Genomic DNA, 14,289 nt, shown 5'->3' on the forward strand with positions numbered 1-14,289 from the left:
CCTCTCAGTAAACCAGCAAGCAAGACGATCAAAACCACAGGGGAAATACCATGAAACTGCAACTCACCGCGATTGCCGCTGCTATCGCACTCTCCAGTAACTTTGCTATAGCACAAACCGTTACATCCCCCGCCAATCTGGATTATGTTGGCGCGGAAGCAATGCCTCCTAGCTATGGTGTCGATAATAACACCACTTCAGAAGACGATGTTGCATGGAGTGGGGGCTTACCTGCACGTGGCACGTTCAACGCTATTAATGGTAGTAGCTTCGACAGCGAACTCGGCAGTATGTCTGGCAGCTCGGCTGTAGGTGGCACAAACGACAGCACCATCGATCAGACAACACAGTCAGGAACTTCCGCTGCTGGCAACTCTGCAAGCGTAGTTCAGAGTGGTGGGGATCAGAATGAATCCAATGTGGTGCAGAATAAGTTAGGGCAGGGCGATGCTCTTGAAGCAGAAGTAGTTCAGACAGGTAACCAAAACCGCTCCGATATCAACCAAGAACTCAGCTTTGGAGCTATCGCCAAAGTTGAGCAGGACGGTGACGGTAACCTATCACGCATCAACCAGCTAGGTGCTGATAGCAATGGTGCCGATGTCATGCAGACTGGCGATGACCACCGTTCAATTGTCGAGCAAGGGACTAATCCAGGTGGTGCCCAAAACAACAATACCTTTGTCACACAGACAAACACGGATAATCAGAGCTTTGTTCGTCAACAATGGAATGACAACCTCGCTGATGTCGATCAAAACGGTAACAGCGGCATGAGTCAAATCTGGCAGCAAAGTGATGGCAACATTGCCATGCTATCGGATACTGGTACATACAACGAGTCCTACATCCGTCAGGGCGAGACTGGAACCAGTGATTATAACGAAGCTGATGTCACACAGGGTGGATCGTACAACGACTCCTATATCTCCCAACTAGGCGGTGACTATAACGAAGCTACCGTGCAACAGACAGGCGATTATGGTACGTCAGATATTTTCCAGAATGGCGAAGGCAACGAGGCTAAAGTAACCCAGAGTGGAGATGGCGATGTTTCCTGGATCATTCAGGAAGGAGATGACAAGATCGCAACTGTTAACCAGATGGGTAGTGGTATTGCTGGCTCCGAGTTCAACGAATCGTACATCCTGCAAACCGGAGCCGGTGCGCATAATGCCACCGTGATCCAGGATCACGATCCAAGCAATGGCTGGAACAATGTTTCAACCATTACTCAAACCGCATCGACAGTTGGCAATGCATACGTCGAACAAACCGGCAGCGGCAACCGTGCTTCTACCATTCAGTACTAATCTCTAGAAAAAAACTCTAGCGTTACTACTCGTTACCGCTCCCTTTCGGGAGCGGTTTTTTATTATCTAAATTGCAATTTATCTCACGCCAATACTTAACGTACTTCCTTTGCCATGTGTTGAAGAGCGCGAACGATTGCCGCCTTTCTGAACGGTCACATTTAGTTGACCCTCATTTAGCACTTTGATACTTGCTTGCATACTATCGCCTTCAAAGGTGTAGTCCGCCGGTACTTGCCCTTCTACTTGATACGTTTGTGTCTCGTTATCCTGTATAACATGCCAATCGGCACTAAACGTTACACCCTGTGTCCCGCTAACCTCGACCTTAATCTGTTGACTCATTGCATCCCCCTTTGCCGTTTCTACAGAGAGTATTAACGAAGCTAGAACGCTCGCGCCGAACACCCAGGGTAGCCAAGCCGTTGTATGTTGCATAAGACCCCCAACCTAAAAGAGCCACCCTAATCAGGTGGCTCTTTCAGTATAGCGCCTAATGGCAACATTAAGTTACAAATAGGTATAAAGCATCACATGCTTGCAAAGGCTTTTTCCGCGGCGTCCAGGGTGACCTGAATATCTTCCGGCGTATGGGCGCTGGACATGAACCCGGCTTCGAACGCCGATGGCGCGAGATAGACGCCGTGGTCAAGCATGGCGCCAAAGAAGCGGCGAAACGCTTCCGGGTCACAGGCCGTCGCCTGGGCAAAGTTATCCACACGGCGTTGGCCTGTGAAGAACACCCCAAACATGCCGCCGGCCGACTGGGTCATCATCGGGACGTTGGCTGCGTTCGCACGCTCCTGCAGGCCATTGCACAGCGTTTCTACTCGTTGTGCCAAGGCATCGTGGAAGCCGGGCACTTGAAGCTTGGTCAGCAGCGCAATCCCCGCGGCCATGGCCAGCGGGTTACCCGAGAGGGTGCCCGCCTGATAAATCGGCCCCATCGGCGAAATGTTCTGCATGATCTCGCGTTTGCCGCCAAAGGCACCCACCGGCATACCGCCACCCACGATCTTGCCAAGGCAGGTGAGGTCGGGGGTCACACCATAATGAGCCTGGGCCCCGCCAAGGGCGACGCGAAAGCCGGTCATTACTTCATCAAAAATCAGTACACTGTCGTGCTCGTTACACACGCGACGCAGCGTCTCGAGAAAGCCAGGCTGAGGCGGAATGCAATTCATGTTGCCGGAGACCGGTTCGACGATGATGCAGGCGATCTCATCGCCCATCTCTTCAAAGCACGCTTCGACACCCTCAGGATCATTATACGACAAGGTAATGGTGTGCTCGGCAAGCGACGCTGGTACACCCGGTGAGCTCGGCTCGCCATGGGTCAACGCTCCGGACCCGGCTTTGACCAGCAGCGAATCGGAGTGACCGTGGTAGTTGCCTTCAAACTTGACGATCTTGTCTCGACCGGTAGCGCCGCGAGCGAGGCGAATGGCCGACATCGTCGCTTCGGTGCCGGAACTGGTCATGCGCACCATTTCCATCGACGGGATCATTTCACAAATCAGATCCGCCATGGTGGTTTCAACCGCCGTAGGGGTACCAAACGACAGGCCGTTATCCAACCGGGCACGCACCGCCGCAAGCACGTCCTGGTCCGCATGCCCGGTAATCATCGGCCCCCATGAACCCACATAGTCGACGTAGCGGTTGCCTTCAACGTCGAACAGATAAGCGCCTTGCGCGCGCTCCATGAATACCGGCGGGCGATGCAACCCCTTGAAGGCCCGCACCGGGGAGTTAACGCCGCCCGGAATATGGCGGCTGGCTAGTTCAAACAATTCAGCGGAAGTCGTCATGGCGTCCTCTTCATTCATTGCGTCATTAATCGCATGGCGTCATCAAATCAAAAGCTTGAAGCGCGTGGAGTACGGTTAGGTAAATACTGCCCGCTTGGGGTCTCATAACCTTGTGACAAGCTTTGCCAAGTATAGTGCTGAGCCTGCTCGCAGGCTGTAAGTAAGCGCTCACCTACAGCCAGGCGGGCTGCAATCGACGATGCCAGCGTGCACCCCGAACCATGAAATTGCTCTGGTAAACGCGGCCATAGCCATTGTCGGGTATTATCCGGTGAATGCAGCGTCAGTAATACCTGATCGTCATTGCCGGGTAACGGATCATCGGTCGCCGACACCAGCACCGCCTGGCAACCCAGCGAAAGCAGAACTACTGCCCTTGCCGTATCGTCATCCGTTGCCTGGCATTCGGGCGTGAGCGCTGCCAATTCGGCACGGTTGGGTGTCAGAATATCGACCAGGGGAAGCAGTCGCGTGATGTACTCTTGACGCAACTCAGGTGTCGAGAGTTCAGCGCCACCACCCGCTTTCAGCACTGGGTCAGCCACCACCGGGACCCCAGGGAAACGCCGGATAATCGATATGACCACCTCAAGTGTTGCCTCACTGCTGATCAAACCAAGTTTGATGGCCGCCACCGGCAGGGTCGCGATTTCATCGACCATCTGGTTGATGAGATGTGTATCGGTGGGCACCACCCGCACTACGTCATGGCAGTTTTGAATAGTCAGCGCGGTGGGAACGGTCACCGCCCAGCCGCCGCAGGCAGCGATGGATTCACTATCGGCGATCAATCCAGCGCCGCCGGTCGGGTCATGCCCGGCCAGTACTAGCACAACAGGGGGTAATGGTTGGCGCATCAGAACGGTTTCACCACCGCCAGCAGGATAATGCCGATCAGGCCAATCACAGGTAACTCGTTAAACCAGCGGAAAAACACATGACTTTTGGTACAGCGTGCCTGGCTGAACTGCTTGAAATAAATCAGGCAGACGTGATGATAGGCAATCAACAGCGCAATCAGCAGCAGTTTTGCATGCATCCATCCCTGGCTGAGCCAAGCGGGAGCCAGATACAGAAGCCAGCCACCGAAAATCAGCACGGCAATCATCGACGGCATCATGATGCCCCGATAGAGCTTACGTTCCATGGTTGTAAAATACGTCATTGCTTGCTGATCATCCGCATCGCGTGCCTGGGCATGATAGACAAACAGCCTGGGTAGATAAAACATGGCGGCAAACCAGGTTACCATCGCGATTAGATGAATCGCTTTGATCCATAAATACATTGTCACTCCTTAGGCTAAGGCTCTTTGTGAGATGAATCATTATCGCGAGGATCGCTGTAATGGTAATAACGCTCGATAGCGCCCCGAGTGATGATACCTGAAATACGCTGTTGTTTCGGCCGATTACCGTGGACCACATAAAGCGCGTCCAGAGCGTCATTCTGCAACGTCAAAAAGGCTTCGGAAAGGGTCGCCTGTAACGCGATAGGCGCCATCTCAAGGCGCTCCCCAGGTATTTCCAACAAATCGATCAACCCTTCATTGGAGGCGTTATCACTCGATGACTCGTCGTGTTCAATCATCCAACGCGCCAGGGCAGCGGCTTTAAGCCCAAGCACCGGCTTATCGGAACTGGAGCGTTCGATCACCAGCCATATCGGGTTATTTTCCAGTAAGCGGCGCGCCTGGTCCGGCGTTATCATCCGCGATGTGCGTACCAGATGACGCTCCATCACCGCTGGCACCGAGACCCTGGATAGCGCTTGCATCAAGGGTTGCTGTAGCGGGTGCAACCCATAGCGCACGCTGCTGATAAAAAACCCCTCGCAACCGGTTAATTGACGCGACGTCAAGCAGGCAACCACCACTGCCAACATGCCCGGCAACATGATACCTGGCGTATGGGTGAGCTCCAGCAGTGCCATGAGCGCTGCCAGCGGTGCCTGCAAGACGGCTCCCATCATCGCCGCCATTCCCAACATGGCATAAATGCCCGGGTCAGCGGCTTTGGCCCCCCATACCCAGTCGCCCAAGAGACCACTCAGGGCCCCCGTCGCGGCGCCTACCACCAATACCGGGCCAATGATCCCGATAGGTACCCCGCCGGCGACGGTCAGCGCGGTTACTACCAGCTTTACCGCAATCAGCGCCAATAACACCTGAACCGTCAACTGGTTATTGAGGGCGGCGGCCACACTGTCGTAGCCAATCCCTTGCACCTCGGGAAACCAGAAGGCGGCCACACCGGTTATAAGTGCAACAATACCCAGGCGGCCCCACAGGGGCCACTGCTGAAAGCGCTGCAAGCGCGATAAATGAATGAACCCGCCCGCCAGCAAACCAACTACCAGGCCCGTGATCACCACCCAGGGCAGGTTCATTAATGAGCCGAGGGCAACGTCGGGAATATGGAACGCCGGTTGGTTGCCGTAAACCACTTGAGCCACCAGCGCCCCCATCATGGAGGCCAATATAACGGGCATGAAGCTCATCATCGTATACTCCATCATCACCACTTCCATGGCAAAGATGACACCGGCAATGGGCGTGTTGAATGAGGCTGAAATCCCCGCGGCGGTGCCGCAGGCAACCAGTACCCGTAAACTGTTGTTGGGTAGACGCATCCGCTGGCCAAGGCCACTCGACGCCGCCGCCCCAAGATGAATGGCAGGCCCCTCACGACCAGCCGAGAGGCCTCCCAGCACGGCCACGACGCCCACCCACCATTGGTTGAGCCAGTTGCGCAGCGGGAAACGGCCTTGATGATAGGTCAAGCGTTCGATGACATGGGCCACGCCAAGCTTACGGGCCGCCACTTTCTGGCGGTACAGCAAGACGCCGATCAAGCCAACGGCCAAAAACGGAAGCGCCGCCCGCCCCCAGGGCGCCAGTGACTCAAACGCTTCCGGGTTGCCCTCGGGCATATAAAGCAACGCCCCCGCAGATAGCAGCAAACGAAACACGACCATCAAGGCACCGGTAATCAGCCCCGACACCAAGCCCAAAACGCATAGCTGGGGCAGCGCATCGACATTGGCCAACTGGCGTCGAAAACTCTCCAGGGTGAAATCAGATCGGGAAAAACGCGCCACAGGCGACCATCCTTGCTCTTGTGTCTATACACTCTTGTGTATCATAGCTGGATACGCATAAACAGCTTGGTATCCTATGCTTAAGCCGTTGGCGATTCGTTTTGCGCTCAAAATCTGCAAGGAGTCATTGTGATCAAGGTAGGCATTGTTGGCGGCACAGGCTACACCGGCGTCGAGCTGCTTCGGCTTCTCGCCATCCATCCTCACGTCGAAGTAGCAGCGATCACGTCACGTTCAGAAGCGGGCGTGAAGGTCAGCGACATGTACCCAAATCTGCGTGGGCATTACGACACGCTGGCGTTTAGCGAGCCCGATGCTAAACAGCTAGGCCGTCTGGATGCGGTGTTTTTTGCCACCCCCCACGGGGTGGCTCACGCATTGGCAGGCGAACTGCTGGATCAAGGTACCCGCGTGATCGATCTCTCAGCGGATTTTCGCCTGCGCGATGCCGACGAATGGGCGCATTGGTATGGTCAGCCCCACGGAGCACCTGCCTTGCTTGGCGAAGCGGTTTACGGCCTGCCGGAAATGCACCGTGAACAGATCAAAACGGCGCGCCTGGTCGCTGTACCGGGGTGTTACCCTACCGCCGTTCAGTTGGGTTATCTGCCATTGCTGGAAGCCGGTTTGGTGGATGCCGGACGGCTGATCGCCGACTGCAAGTCAGGCGTCACGGGTGCCGGTCGCGGGGCTAAAGTCGGTTCGTTATTGGCCGAAGCCAGCGAGTCCATGAAAGCGTATGGTGCTTCCGGGCATCGCCACTTGCCCGAAATCCGCCAGGGGCTCACCGACATTCAGGCCGGTGCCGTGAGCCTGACCTTCGTACCACACCTGACGCCCATGATTCGCGGTATTCACGCCACCCTGTATTCGACACTCAACGCAGCACCCGGCGACCTTCAGGCTCTGTTTGAACGTCGCTACGCAGGCGAACCCTGCGTTGACGTCATGCCCGCTGGCAGTCACCCGGAAACACGCAGTGTGAAAGGTACCAATACGTGTCGTATTGCGGTTCACCGTCCGGAGAATAGTGATACGGTTGTGGTGCTATCGGTGATCGATAATCTGGTAAAGGGAGCCTCGGGGCAGGCCGTCCAAAACCTCAATCTGATGTTTGGCTTTGATGAAGCTACCGGCCTAAGTGCCCCGGCCGTTATGCCCTAGCTTCCATTGGGTCGGTAATAGTTGACCCTTTTGCTAGGTTTTACTCATAATTAGCATTCATGCAGTCTATTCGCTTCGGGGCGAGTTTCTGTCACTCAGTGATATTCGCCCTATTCGCTCACGGGAGGTAGCCATGAGCAGCGCAGAATCCTTTGTTCCAACGCCACTGTTGTTGTCCGATAGTGCTCAAAAACGTATCAACGCCTTGATGGCAGAGGAAAACAACTCAACGCTTAAACTACGCGTTTATGTCACCGGCGGTGGCTGTTCAGGTTTCCAATACGGCTTTGATTTTGCCGATAACGTTGCCGATGACGACACCGTTATCGAATTTGGTGACGCCGCTCTGGTGGTTGATCCCCTCTCCTACCAGTACCTGGTGGGTTCAACCGTTGACTACGAAGAAGGCCTTGCAGGCGCTCGTTTTCGCGTGCAAAACCCCAATGCCACCACCACCTGTGGTTGTGGTGCATCGTTTATGGTGTAGCAGCGTCACCTTGAATTAAGGTTGGGCAGCGTCGACCCAGCGTTTACCGCAATCCCCACCCGTGACTTGACGCCCTGATGGTTTCTCGCCAAGGTTAATATGTCAATAACAGGCTTAGCTACCAGTCGCAAAGCGGTGCTCACTGCTTTGTGGCGCTTTGCCATACAAACCACGGGGAAAACCTATGAAATCGCTGTTATCACGCACCGTACTGCCTTTATCCGCCCTGACGCTTGCGTTGGGCGGTGCTTCTGCTCAGGCGCAAGAGACGCCTACCGTCAATGTCGCCACTGACCCAAGCTTCGTCCCCTTTGAGATGATGGATGAAGACACCGGCGAGATGGTCGGTTTCGACATCGATATCATCAACGAAGTGGCCGACCGGGCGGGCTTTGAAGTCGATCTCACCACCATGGACTTCTCAGGCATTATTCCTGCCGTGCAAACCGGTAACCAGGAGATTGCCATTGCCGGGATCACCATTACCGAAGAGCGGGCGGAGATCGTTGATTTTTCTGACCCCTACTACGATTCAGGCCTGCGGATCATCGTTCGAGCCGATAGCGACGTTGAAGACATTGATGATCTGGAAGGCATGACCATCGCCACCAAAACAGGCTCCACCAGCTACGACTTCCTGGAAGAAAAGTTTGGCGACAACGCCGACTATACGCCCTACCCCGGTACTTCCGACATGTACATGGCGCTACTGGGCCGCAATGTCGATGCCGTCTTCTACGACGCCCCCAACGTCGCTTACTTCTCACAAACCCGGGGTGAAGGTCGCACCAAGGTGGTGGGTCCCCTCTACGAAGGCCAGCAATATGGCATCGTCTTCAACAAAGGCAGCGAGTGGGTAGAACCCACCAACGAAGCCTTGGCTGAAATGCGCGAAGACGGCACCTACGATGAAATCTATGAAAAATGGTTTGGTGAAGCGCCCAGCGACGAATAACTACCGCTGATCGTTCTTTAACCATTTCATCAGGGCCGGGCGGCCTCGCCCCCGGCCCTGTTCGTTTGTCTTCTCGTCTCTCAGGAGAACGCGCGTGGAACCGAGCTTTGAGTTTAATTGGGAAGCGACCATTAACTCGATTCCCCATTTGCTACCGGGGATCCCCTATACCCTGCTGATTTCCTTTGGCGGGCTCGCCATCGGCTTTTTTATCGGCATCTTTTTTGGCCTTCTACGCATCAGCCCTCTCCGCTGGCTGCGCTGGCCCGCCATCGTCTATGTCGAAGTCTTTCGTGGCACCCCTATTCTGGTTCAGGTGCTGTTTATCTTCTATGGCCTACCTCAACTGCTGGGGAGCCCTATCAATGCCCTCGTTGCGGGCATTGCGGCCATTGCCGTTAACTCGGGGGCCTATATTTCCGAGATCGTGCGGGGCGGTGTGCAATCCATTGAACGAGGCCAGCGAGAAGCTTCCCTGTCGCTGGGGCTGTCACGTACCCAGGCGTTTCGATATGTCATCTGGCCCCAGGCGTTTCGCCGCATGATCCCGCCACTGGGCAATCAAGGCATTATCAGTATCAAGGATACCTCTTTATTTTCGGTGATCGGGGTAGGTGAGCTGGTTCGTCAGGGCCAGGTTTACATTGCCAGCACCTTTACCGCGATGGAGGTCTACCTGATGGTGGCCATCATGTACCTCGCTATCACCTGGACCCTTTCAATCATCTTGCGCCAGCTTGAAAACAAAGGCTTGGTAGGCCAATAAGGAGACGCACAATGAACGACAATGCTCAGCAGATTGTGCGTATGCAGCAGCTCAATAAACACTTTGGTAGCCTGCACGTACTCAAAAACATTGATATGCACATCACCCCTGGTGAAGTGGTCGTGGTGATCGGTGCCAGCGGGTCAGGTAAATCCACACTGATCCGCTGCATCAACGGACTGGAGGAATTCCAGGCCGGTTCGCTGGAGGTCGACGGAAACGAGTTGCTGCCCAACGGCAAAAGTAGCCAGGCACTGCAAACCATCCGCACCGAAGTCGGTATGGTATTCCAGCAGTTCAATCTCTTTCCTCATTTAAGCGTTATCGACAACGTCACCCTCGCGCCCATGAAAGTGCGCGGCTGGAACCGTTCAGACGCCCTGGAAGCGGCCAAGCGCCTCCTCGACCGCGTAGGCATCGCCGACCAGGCAGACAAGTATCCCAGTCAGCTCTCCGGCGGTCAGCAGCAGCGTGTGGCACTCGCCCGTGCACTTGCCATGGAACCGCGGTTAATGCTGTTTGACGAGCCTACCTCGGCCCTTGACCCTGAAATGATTGGCGAAGTGCTTGATGCCATGCGAGAGCTCGCTAAAGAGGGCATGACCATGGTCATTGTCACCCATGAAATGGGCTTCGCGCGTGAGGTCGCCGACCGTGTGGTGTTCATTCACCAGGGGGAAATCACGGAAGAGGGGCCCCCTGAACAGCTGTTCGATACGCCTCGACACGAACGTACCCAGTCATTTTTGGCTCGGGTACTCAAGCACTGATTTAGCCAAAAAATACGCTTGATAAACGACATTCAATGGCCTGTGATCACCACAGGCCATTTTTTTTGCCTGTGGATAAACTAATTTTCTGAATGGCCTCAATCCCTCGCGAGCCACCATCATGCCGCCTTCAAGCGGGATTGATCGTATTTACTCCACTTGTTCACAGTCACGGTAACAACTCCGGTATACACGAGTGGAAAACCCGTGTCTCATCACATCGGTGGATAAAACGAGCTTTCATCCACAGGCCCAACACCGTTTCTACTCAGTTAGTCCGCCGTTTAATCATGTAAAAGTCAACAATATAAGATATTGAAAATTATAAAGTTAATTTGCTTATCAACAGATTTTGTCCACAACAGTAGTAACAACATCAATAGAACTTCTCTTATATAATATTTATGTTGTTATTAATAAGCACTGCTGAGCCAATGGGGGTGTGGAAAAAACTGACGGTTACCCACAAGGGGTTTATACTGGCGGGCTTATTGGATTAAGGTGCTCATGCACCGACTCAACTCATCCGTGCCTGATGGCACAAGACGAGGTGTCTCTTGAATTACCCTGACCGCTTTGATGTCATTGTCATCGGCGGTGGCCATGCGGGAACTGAAGCCGCGTTGGCCTCTGCTCGCATGGGCTGTCAAACCCTGTTGCTTACGCACAACATCGAAACACTCGGCCAAATGTCGTGTAACCCGGCCATTGGTGGGATTGGCAAGAGCCATCTCGTCAAGGAAATTGATGCACTGGGCGGCGCCATGGGGCTTGCCACAGACGTGGGTGGCATCCAGTTTCGTGTCTTGAACGCACGCAAAGGGCCTGCCGTTCGAGCAACCCGTGCCCAGGCTGATCGCGTACGTTACAAAGCGGCCATCCGTGGCATGCTTGAAAACCAGCCAAACCTGACGATTTTCCAGCAGGCTGCGGGCGATCTGATTGTGGATAACGACACCGTGCGGGGCGTGGTGACGGAAACCGGTATTCGGTTTCACAGTGAATCCGTCGTGCTCTCGACCGGTACTTTCCTCGGCGGTGTGATTCACATTGGGCTTGATCAAACTCGCGGTGGCCGAGCAGGCGATGCGCCCTCCAATGCCTTGGCTGAGCGACTGCGTGCTCTGCCGTTCCGGGTCGATCGTCTGAAAACCGGTACACCACCACGCATTGATGCCAAAACTGTTGATTTCTCTCAATTTGAAGAGCAACCCGGTGACACGCCAACGCCGGTAATGTCCTATCTCGGCTCAAGGGACATGCACCCCAAGCAGCTGAGCTGTCATATTGCGCACACCAACGAGCGCACTCATGAAATTATCATGGCGAACCTCGAACGTTCGCCGATGTATTCGGGCGTAATCGAGGGTATCGGGCCTCGCTATTGCCCTTCGATAGAAGACAAAGTCCATCGCTTTGCCGATAAATCAAGCCACCAGATATTTATCGAACCCGAAGGTCTGGATACCAATGAGCTGTATCCCAACGGGATTTCCACCTCATTGCCGTTCGACATACAGCTCCAGGTTGTGCGCTCGATCAAGGGAATGGAAAACGCGCATATCACTCGGCCAGGCTACGCGATCGAGTACGATTTCTTTGATCCGCGGGATTTGCAACATTCCCTGGAAACCAAATTTATCCACAACCTGTTTTTTGCTGGGCAAATCAACGGCACGACCGGTTACGAAGAAGCCGGTGCTCAGGGCTTGCTCGCAGGGCTGAACGCGGCACGCCGTGCCAGGCAGCTGGAAGCCTGGTACCCACGCCGCGACGAAGCCTACCTTGGCGTGTTGGTCGATGATTTGATCACCATGGGAACCAAGGAACCTTACCGCATGTTCACGTCACGCGCGGAATACCGCCTGTTACTGCGTGAAGACAACGCCGATCTCCGGCTCACTGAAAAAGGCCGCGAATTGGGGCTGGTGGATGACGTGCGCTGGGCAGCATTCAGTCAAAAGCGCGATGCCATCGAACAGGAGTCAGCCCGTCTTGCCAGCACCTGGGTTCAGCCTAATAGCCCGGCCGCCGCTGTCATTGCCGAGCACACCGGCCAGGCGCTGAACCGCGAATACCGGCTGAGCGATCTGCTTAAACGCCCGGAACTGACCTATGAGGCCTTGACCCATCTTCCCGGTCTGGAGGCTTCGCCAGTGACCGACGAAGCTGTCGCCGAACAAGTCCAGATTCAAGCCAAGTATCAGGGCTATATCGATCGTCAGCAGGACGAAATTGATAAACTCAAGCGCCATGAGGCAATGCCCCTACCTGCTGACCTGGACTATCAAGGCATTGAAGGCCTGTCCAATGAAATTCGCCAGAAACTCAGCGAAGCACGGCCTGAAACCCTCGCCCAGGCAGCGCGTATTTCGGGTGTGACGCCTGCGGCCGTCTCGATTTTGCTGATACAACTCAAGAAACGTCGGCTTATATCGACACCTGAGGTAGCCAACGGATGAGCAGCGTAGCGACGCTGTTTTCCGGTTTGCCCAGCCAGGTGGCAACACGGCTGGATGAAGGGCTCAGCGCATTAGGTACCCCCATAACAGCCCGGCAGCATGACCAGTTGCTAGGGCTGCTCGCCCTATTGCACAAGTGGAACCGGGCTTATAATCTCACCGCAGTGCGCGATGTTAACGACATGGTATCGCGCCACGTGTTGGATAGTGCCGCCGTGCTGCCATTTGTCGAAGGGCCCAGGCTGCTTGATGTCGGTTCAGGGCCAGGACTGCCGGGACTGGTTCTGGCCATTCTCAAGCCCGAGCTATCCGTAACCCTTCTGGACAGCAACGGCAAAAAAGTCCGCTTTCAGCGTCAGGCGGTGATGGAACTAGGGCTGTCGAATGTGACACCCGTTCAAGCGCGGGTAGAACAGTTTGCTGAAAGTGTCTTCGATCAAGTGGTTTCGCGGGCATTCGCCAGCCTGGTGGATTTTGTTAATCTGACGCGCAAACTTCCGACGGCCGAAGGGCAATGGCTGGCGATGAAAGGCCCTGGTGCCAATGAAGAATTGCGCGATCTGCCGGGTGATATTCGGCTCCACGCAAAACACACGTTAAATGTCCCCTTTGAGACGGCCGAGCGACAGCTGTTGATTCTGACCCCACAAGGAGTTGAGTAAGTGAGCCAGATCATTGCCCTGACCAACCAGAAAGGCGGCGTGGGCAAGTCCACTTCAGCCGTCAACTTGGCGGCCAGCCTCGCCGGACTCGACCGCCGTGTACTGCTGGTGGATCTCGATCCTCAGGGACATGCCAGCATGGGCAGTGGTATCGACAAGCACAGCCTGGAAAAAAGCGTTCTTGACGTCCTCTTGGGAGAAGCGAGCGCCGCCGACGCGATTGTCCGGCAGCCGCCCGTAAAATATGACGTGCTACCCAGCAACGGTGACTTGACCGCTGCGGAAGTCGAACTCATGCATTCAGATCAGCGTGAAAGCGGCTTGTCGACGGCGCTGACGGGCGTTTTGTCACAATACGACGTCGTGCTGATTGACTGCCCGCCGTCGCTTAATATGCTGACAGTGAATGCCCTTACGGCAGCCCACGGCGTGTTGATTCCGCTGCAGTGTGAATTCTATGCACTGGAAGGCCTTTCGGCGTTGCTGGATACGGTCGAGCAGATTAAACAGAGCATCAACCCGGATCTGGCTGTCTCCGGCATTCTGCGCACCATGTACGACAAGCGCACGAGCCTAACCCGTGAAGTTGACAAGCAACTGCGTGATTATTTCGGCGATGCCCTGCTGAAAACCACGATTCCGCGTAATGTTAAAGTGGCCGAAGCGCCCAGTCATGGCCTGCCGGTTACCCAGTACGCGCGCTTTTCGCGCGGCAGCCAGGCCTATCGTGTGTTAGCGAAAGAGCTAATTCGTCGACTCGCGCTATAATCACCACGACTGATCTATTTATCACGAGGGAA

14 protein-coding genes are annotated in these 14,289 nt (G+C 55.0%); 9 read left to right on the forward strand and 5 right to left on the reverse strand.

Annotated elements, in window-relative coordinates; all coding sequences use genetic code 11:
* Positions 1 to 50: 50 nt before the first annotated feature.
* Positions 51 to 1,313, forward strand: coding sequence for a hypothetical protein (locus tag NH395_RS06085; protein WP_253023202.1), 1,263 nt, complete (start codon positions 51 to 53; stop codon positions 1,311 to 1,313).
* A 78-nt stretch (positions 1,314 to 1,391) separates the two neighbouring features.
* On the opposite strand, the gene NH395_RS06090 is transcribed toward NH395_RS06085, so the two are convergent.
* The 5 genes from NH395_RS06090 to NH395_RS06110 all read right to left on the reverse strand — a co-directional run bounded on the left by NH395_RS06090 (position 1,392) and on the right by NH395_RS06110 (position 6,223).
* Positions 1,392 to 1,658, reverse strand: a complete 267-nt coding sequence (locus NH395_RS06090; protein WP_253023204.1) for a hypothetical protein — start codon at positions 1,656 to 1,658, stop codon at positions 1,392 to 1,394.
* A gap of 185 nt (positions 1,659 to 1,843) precedes the next feature.
* The gene (hemL, locus tag NH395_RS06095; RefSeq protein ID WP_253023206.1) at positions 1,844 to 3,124 is read right to left on the reverse strand and encodes a glutamate-1-semialdehyde 2,1-aminomutase; all 1,281 of its coding nucleotides are present in this window, start codon (positions 3,122 to 3,124) and stop codon (positions 1,844 to 1,846) included.
* A 47-nt stretch (positions 3,125 to 3,171) separates the two neighbouring features.
* Complete coding sequence (locus NH395_RS06100) at positions 3,172 to 3,981, reverse strand: hydroxymethylpyrimidine/phosphomethylpyrimidine kinase (protein ID WP_253023208.1); 810 nt, start codon at positions 3,979 to 3,981, stop codon at positions 3,172 to 3,174.
* Positions 3,981 to 4,412, reverse strand: a complete 432-nt coding sequence (hemJ, locus tag NH395_RS06105) for a protoporphyrinogen oxidase HemJ (protein ID WP_066315640.1) — start codon at positions 4,410 to 4,412, stop codon at positions 3,981 to 3,983. Before hemJ ends, NH395_RS06100 begins: the two co-directional genes overlap by 1 nt.
* A gap of 14 nt (positions 4,413 to 4,426) precedes the next feature.
* Positions 4,427 to 6,223, reverse strand: a complete 1,797-nt coding sequence (locus NH395_RS06110) for a chloride channel protein (RefSeq protein ID WP_253023210.1) — start codon at positions 6,221 to 6,223, stop codon at positions 4,427 to 4,429.
* 129 nt (positions 6,224 to 6,352) lie between these two features.
* On the opposite strand from NH395_RS06110, the gene argC reads away from it, so the two are divergent.
* The 8 genes from argC (at position 6,353) to NH395_RS06150 (ending at position 14,257) form a co-directional block, all read left to right on the forward strand.
* Positions 6,353 to 7,387, forward strand: coding sequence for an N-acetyl-gamma-glutamyl-phosphate reductase (argC, locus tag NH395_RS06115; protein WP_253023212.1), 1,035 nt, complete (start codon positions 6,353 to 6,355; stop codon positions 7,385 to 7,387).
* Between the two features lie 133 nt (positions 7,388 to 7,520).
* Positions 7,521 to 7,874, forward strand: a complete 354-nt coding sequence (gene erpA / locus NH395_RS06120; RefSeq protein ID WP_066315652.1) for an iron-sulfur cluster insertion protein ErpA — start codon at positions 7,521 to 7,523, stop codon at positions 7,872 to 7,874.
* Between the two features lie 184 nt (positions 7,875 to 8,058).
* Positions 8,059 to 8,829, forward strand: a complete 771-nt coding sequence (locus NH395_RS06125) for a transporter substrate-binding domain-containing protein (protein WP_253023214.1) — start codon at positions 8,059 to 8,061, stop codon at positions 8,827 to 8,829.
* Positions 8,830 to 8,923: 94 nt separating this feature from the next.
* On the forward strand, positions 8,924 to 9,595 hold the full coding sequence (locus NH395_RS06130; RefSeq protein ID WP_066315658.1) for an amino acid ABC transporter permease: 672 nt from the start codon (positions 8,924 to 8,926) through the stop codon (positions 9,593 to 9,595).
* An 11-nt stretch (positions 9,596 to 9,606) separates the two neighbouring features.
* A complete protein-coding gene (locus tag NH395_RS06135; protein WP_290443726.1) occupies positions 9,607 to 10,365 on the forward strand; it encodes an amino acid ABC transporter ATP-binding protein in 759 nt (252 codons plus the stop codon).
* Positions 10,366 to 10,922: 557 nt separating this feature from the next.
* Positions 10,923 to 12,827, forward strand: coding sequence for a tRNA uridine-5-carboxymethylaminomethyl(34) synthesis enzyme MnmG (mnmG, locus tag NH395_RS06140; protein WP_253023216.1), 1,905 nt, complete (start codon positions 10,923 to 10,925; stop codon positions 12,825 to 12,827).
* The gene (gene rsmG, locus NH395_RS06145; RefSeq protein WP_253023218.1) at positions 12,824 to 13,489 is read left to right on the forward strand and encodes a 16S rRNA (guanine(527)-N(7))-methyltransferase RsmG; all 666 of its coding nucleotides are present in this window, start codon (positions 12,824 to 12,826) and stop codon (positions 13,487 to 13,489) included. The genes mnmG and rsmG overlap by 4 nt, the downstream gene beginning before the upstream one ends.
* Positions 13,490 to 14,257, forward strand: a complete 768-nt coding sequence (locus NH395_RS06150) for a ParA family protein (RefSeq protein ID WP_253023220.1) — start codon at positions 13,490 to 13,492, stop codon at positions 14,255 to 14,257.
* Positions 14,258 to 14,289: the final 32 nt, after the last annotated feature.

The organism is Halomonas sp. Mc5H-6 (assembly GCF_024124705.1).
GTDB classification, from domain to species: Bacteria; Pseudomonadota; Gammaproteobacteria; order Pseudomonadales; family Halomonadaceae; genus Vreelandella; species Vreelandella subterranea.

What these genes read in the sequence shown, in the direction of transcription:
- NH395_RS06100 (WP_253023208.1), bottom strand. Translation starts at nt 3,981, where the DNA reads ATGCGCCAACCATTACCCCCTGTTGTGCTAGTACTGGCCGGGCATGAC.
- erpA (WP_066315652.1), top strand. Translation starts at nt 7,521, where the DNA reads ATGAGCAGCGCAGAATCCTTTGTTCCAACGCCACTGTTGTTGTCCGAT.
- hemL (WP_253023206.1), bottom strand. Translation starts at nt 3,124, where the DNA reads ATGACGACTTCCGCTGAATTGTTTGAACTAGCCAGCCGCCATATTCCG.
- hemJ (WP_066315640.1), bottom strand. Translation starts at nt 4,412, where the DNA reads ATGTATTTATGGATCAAAGCGATTCATCTAATCGCGATGGTAACCTGG.
- rsmG (WP_253023218.1), top strand. Translation starts at nt 12,824, where the DNA reads ATGAGCAGCGTAGCGACGCTGTTTTCCGGTTTGCCCAGCCAGGTGGCA.
- NH395_RS06085 (WP_253023202.1), top strand. Translation starts at nt 51, where the DNA reads ATGAAACTGCAACTCACCGCGATTGCCGCTGCTATCGCACTCTCCAGT.
- NH395_RS06135 (WP_290443726.1), top strand. Translation starts at nt 9,607, where the DNA reads ATGAACGACAATGCTCAGCAGATTGTGCGTATGCAGCAGCTCAATAAA.
- NH395_RS06090 (WP_253023204.1), bottom strand. Translation starts at nt 1,658, where the DNA reads ATGAGTCAACAGATTAAGGTCGAGGTTAGCGGGACACAGGGTGTAACG.
- NH395_RS06125 (WP_253023214.1), top strand. Translation starts at nt 8,059, where the DNA reads ATGAAATCGCTGTTATCACGCACCGTACTGCCTTTATCCGCCCTGACG.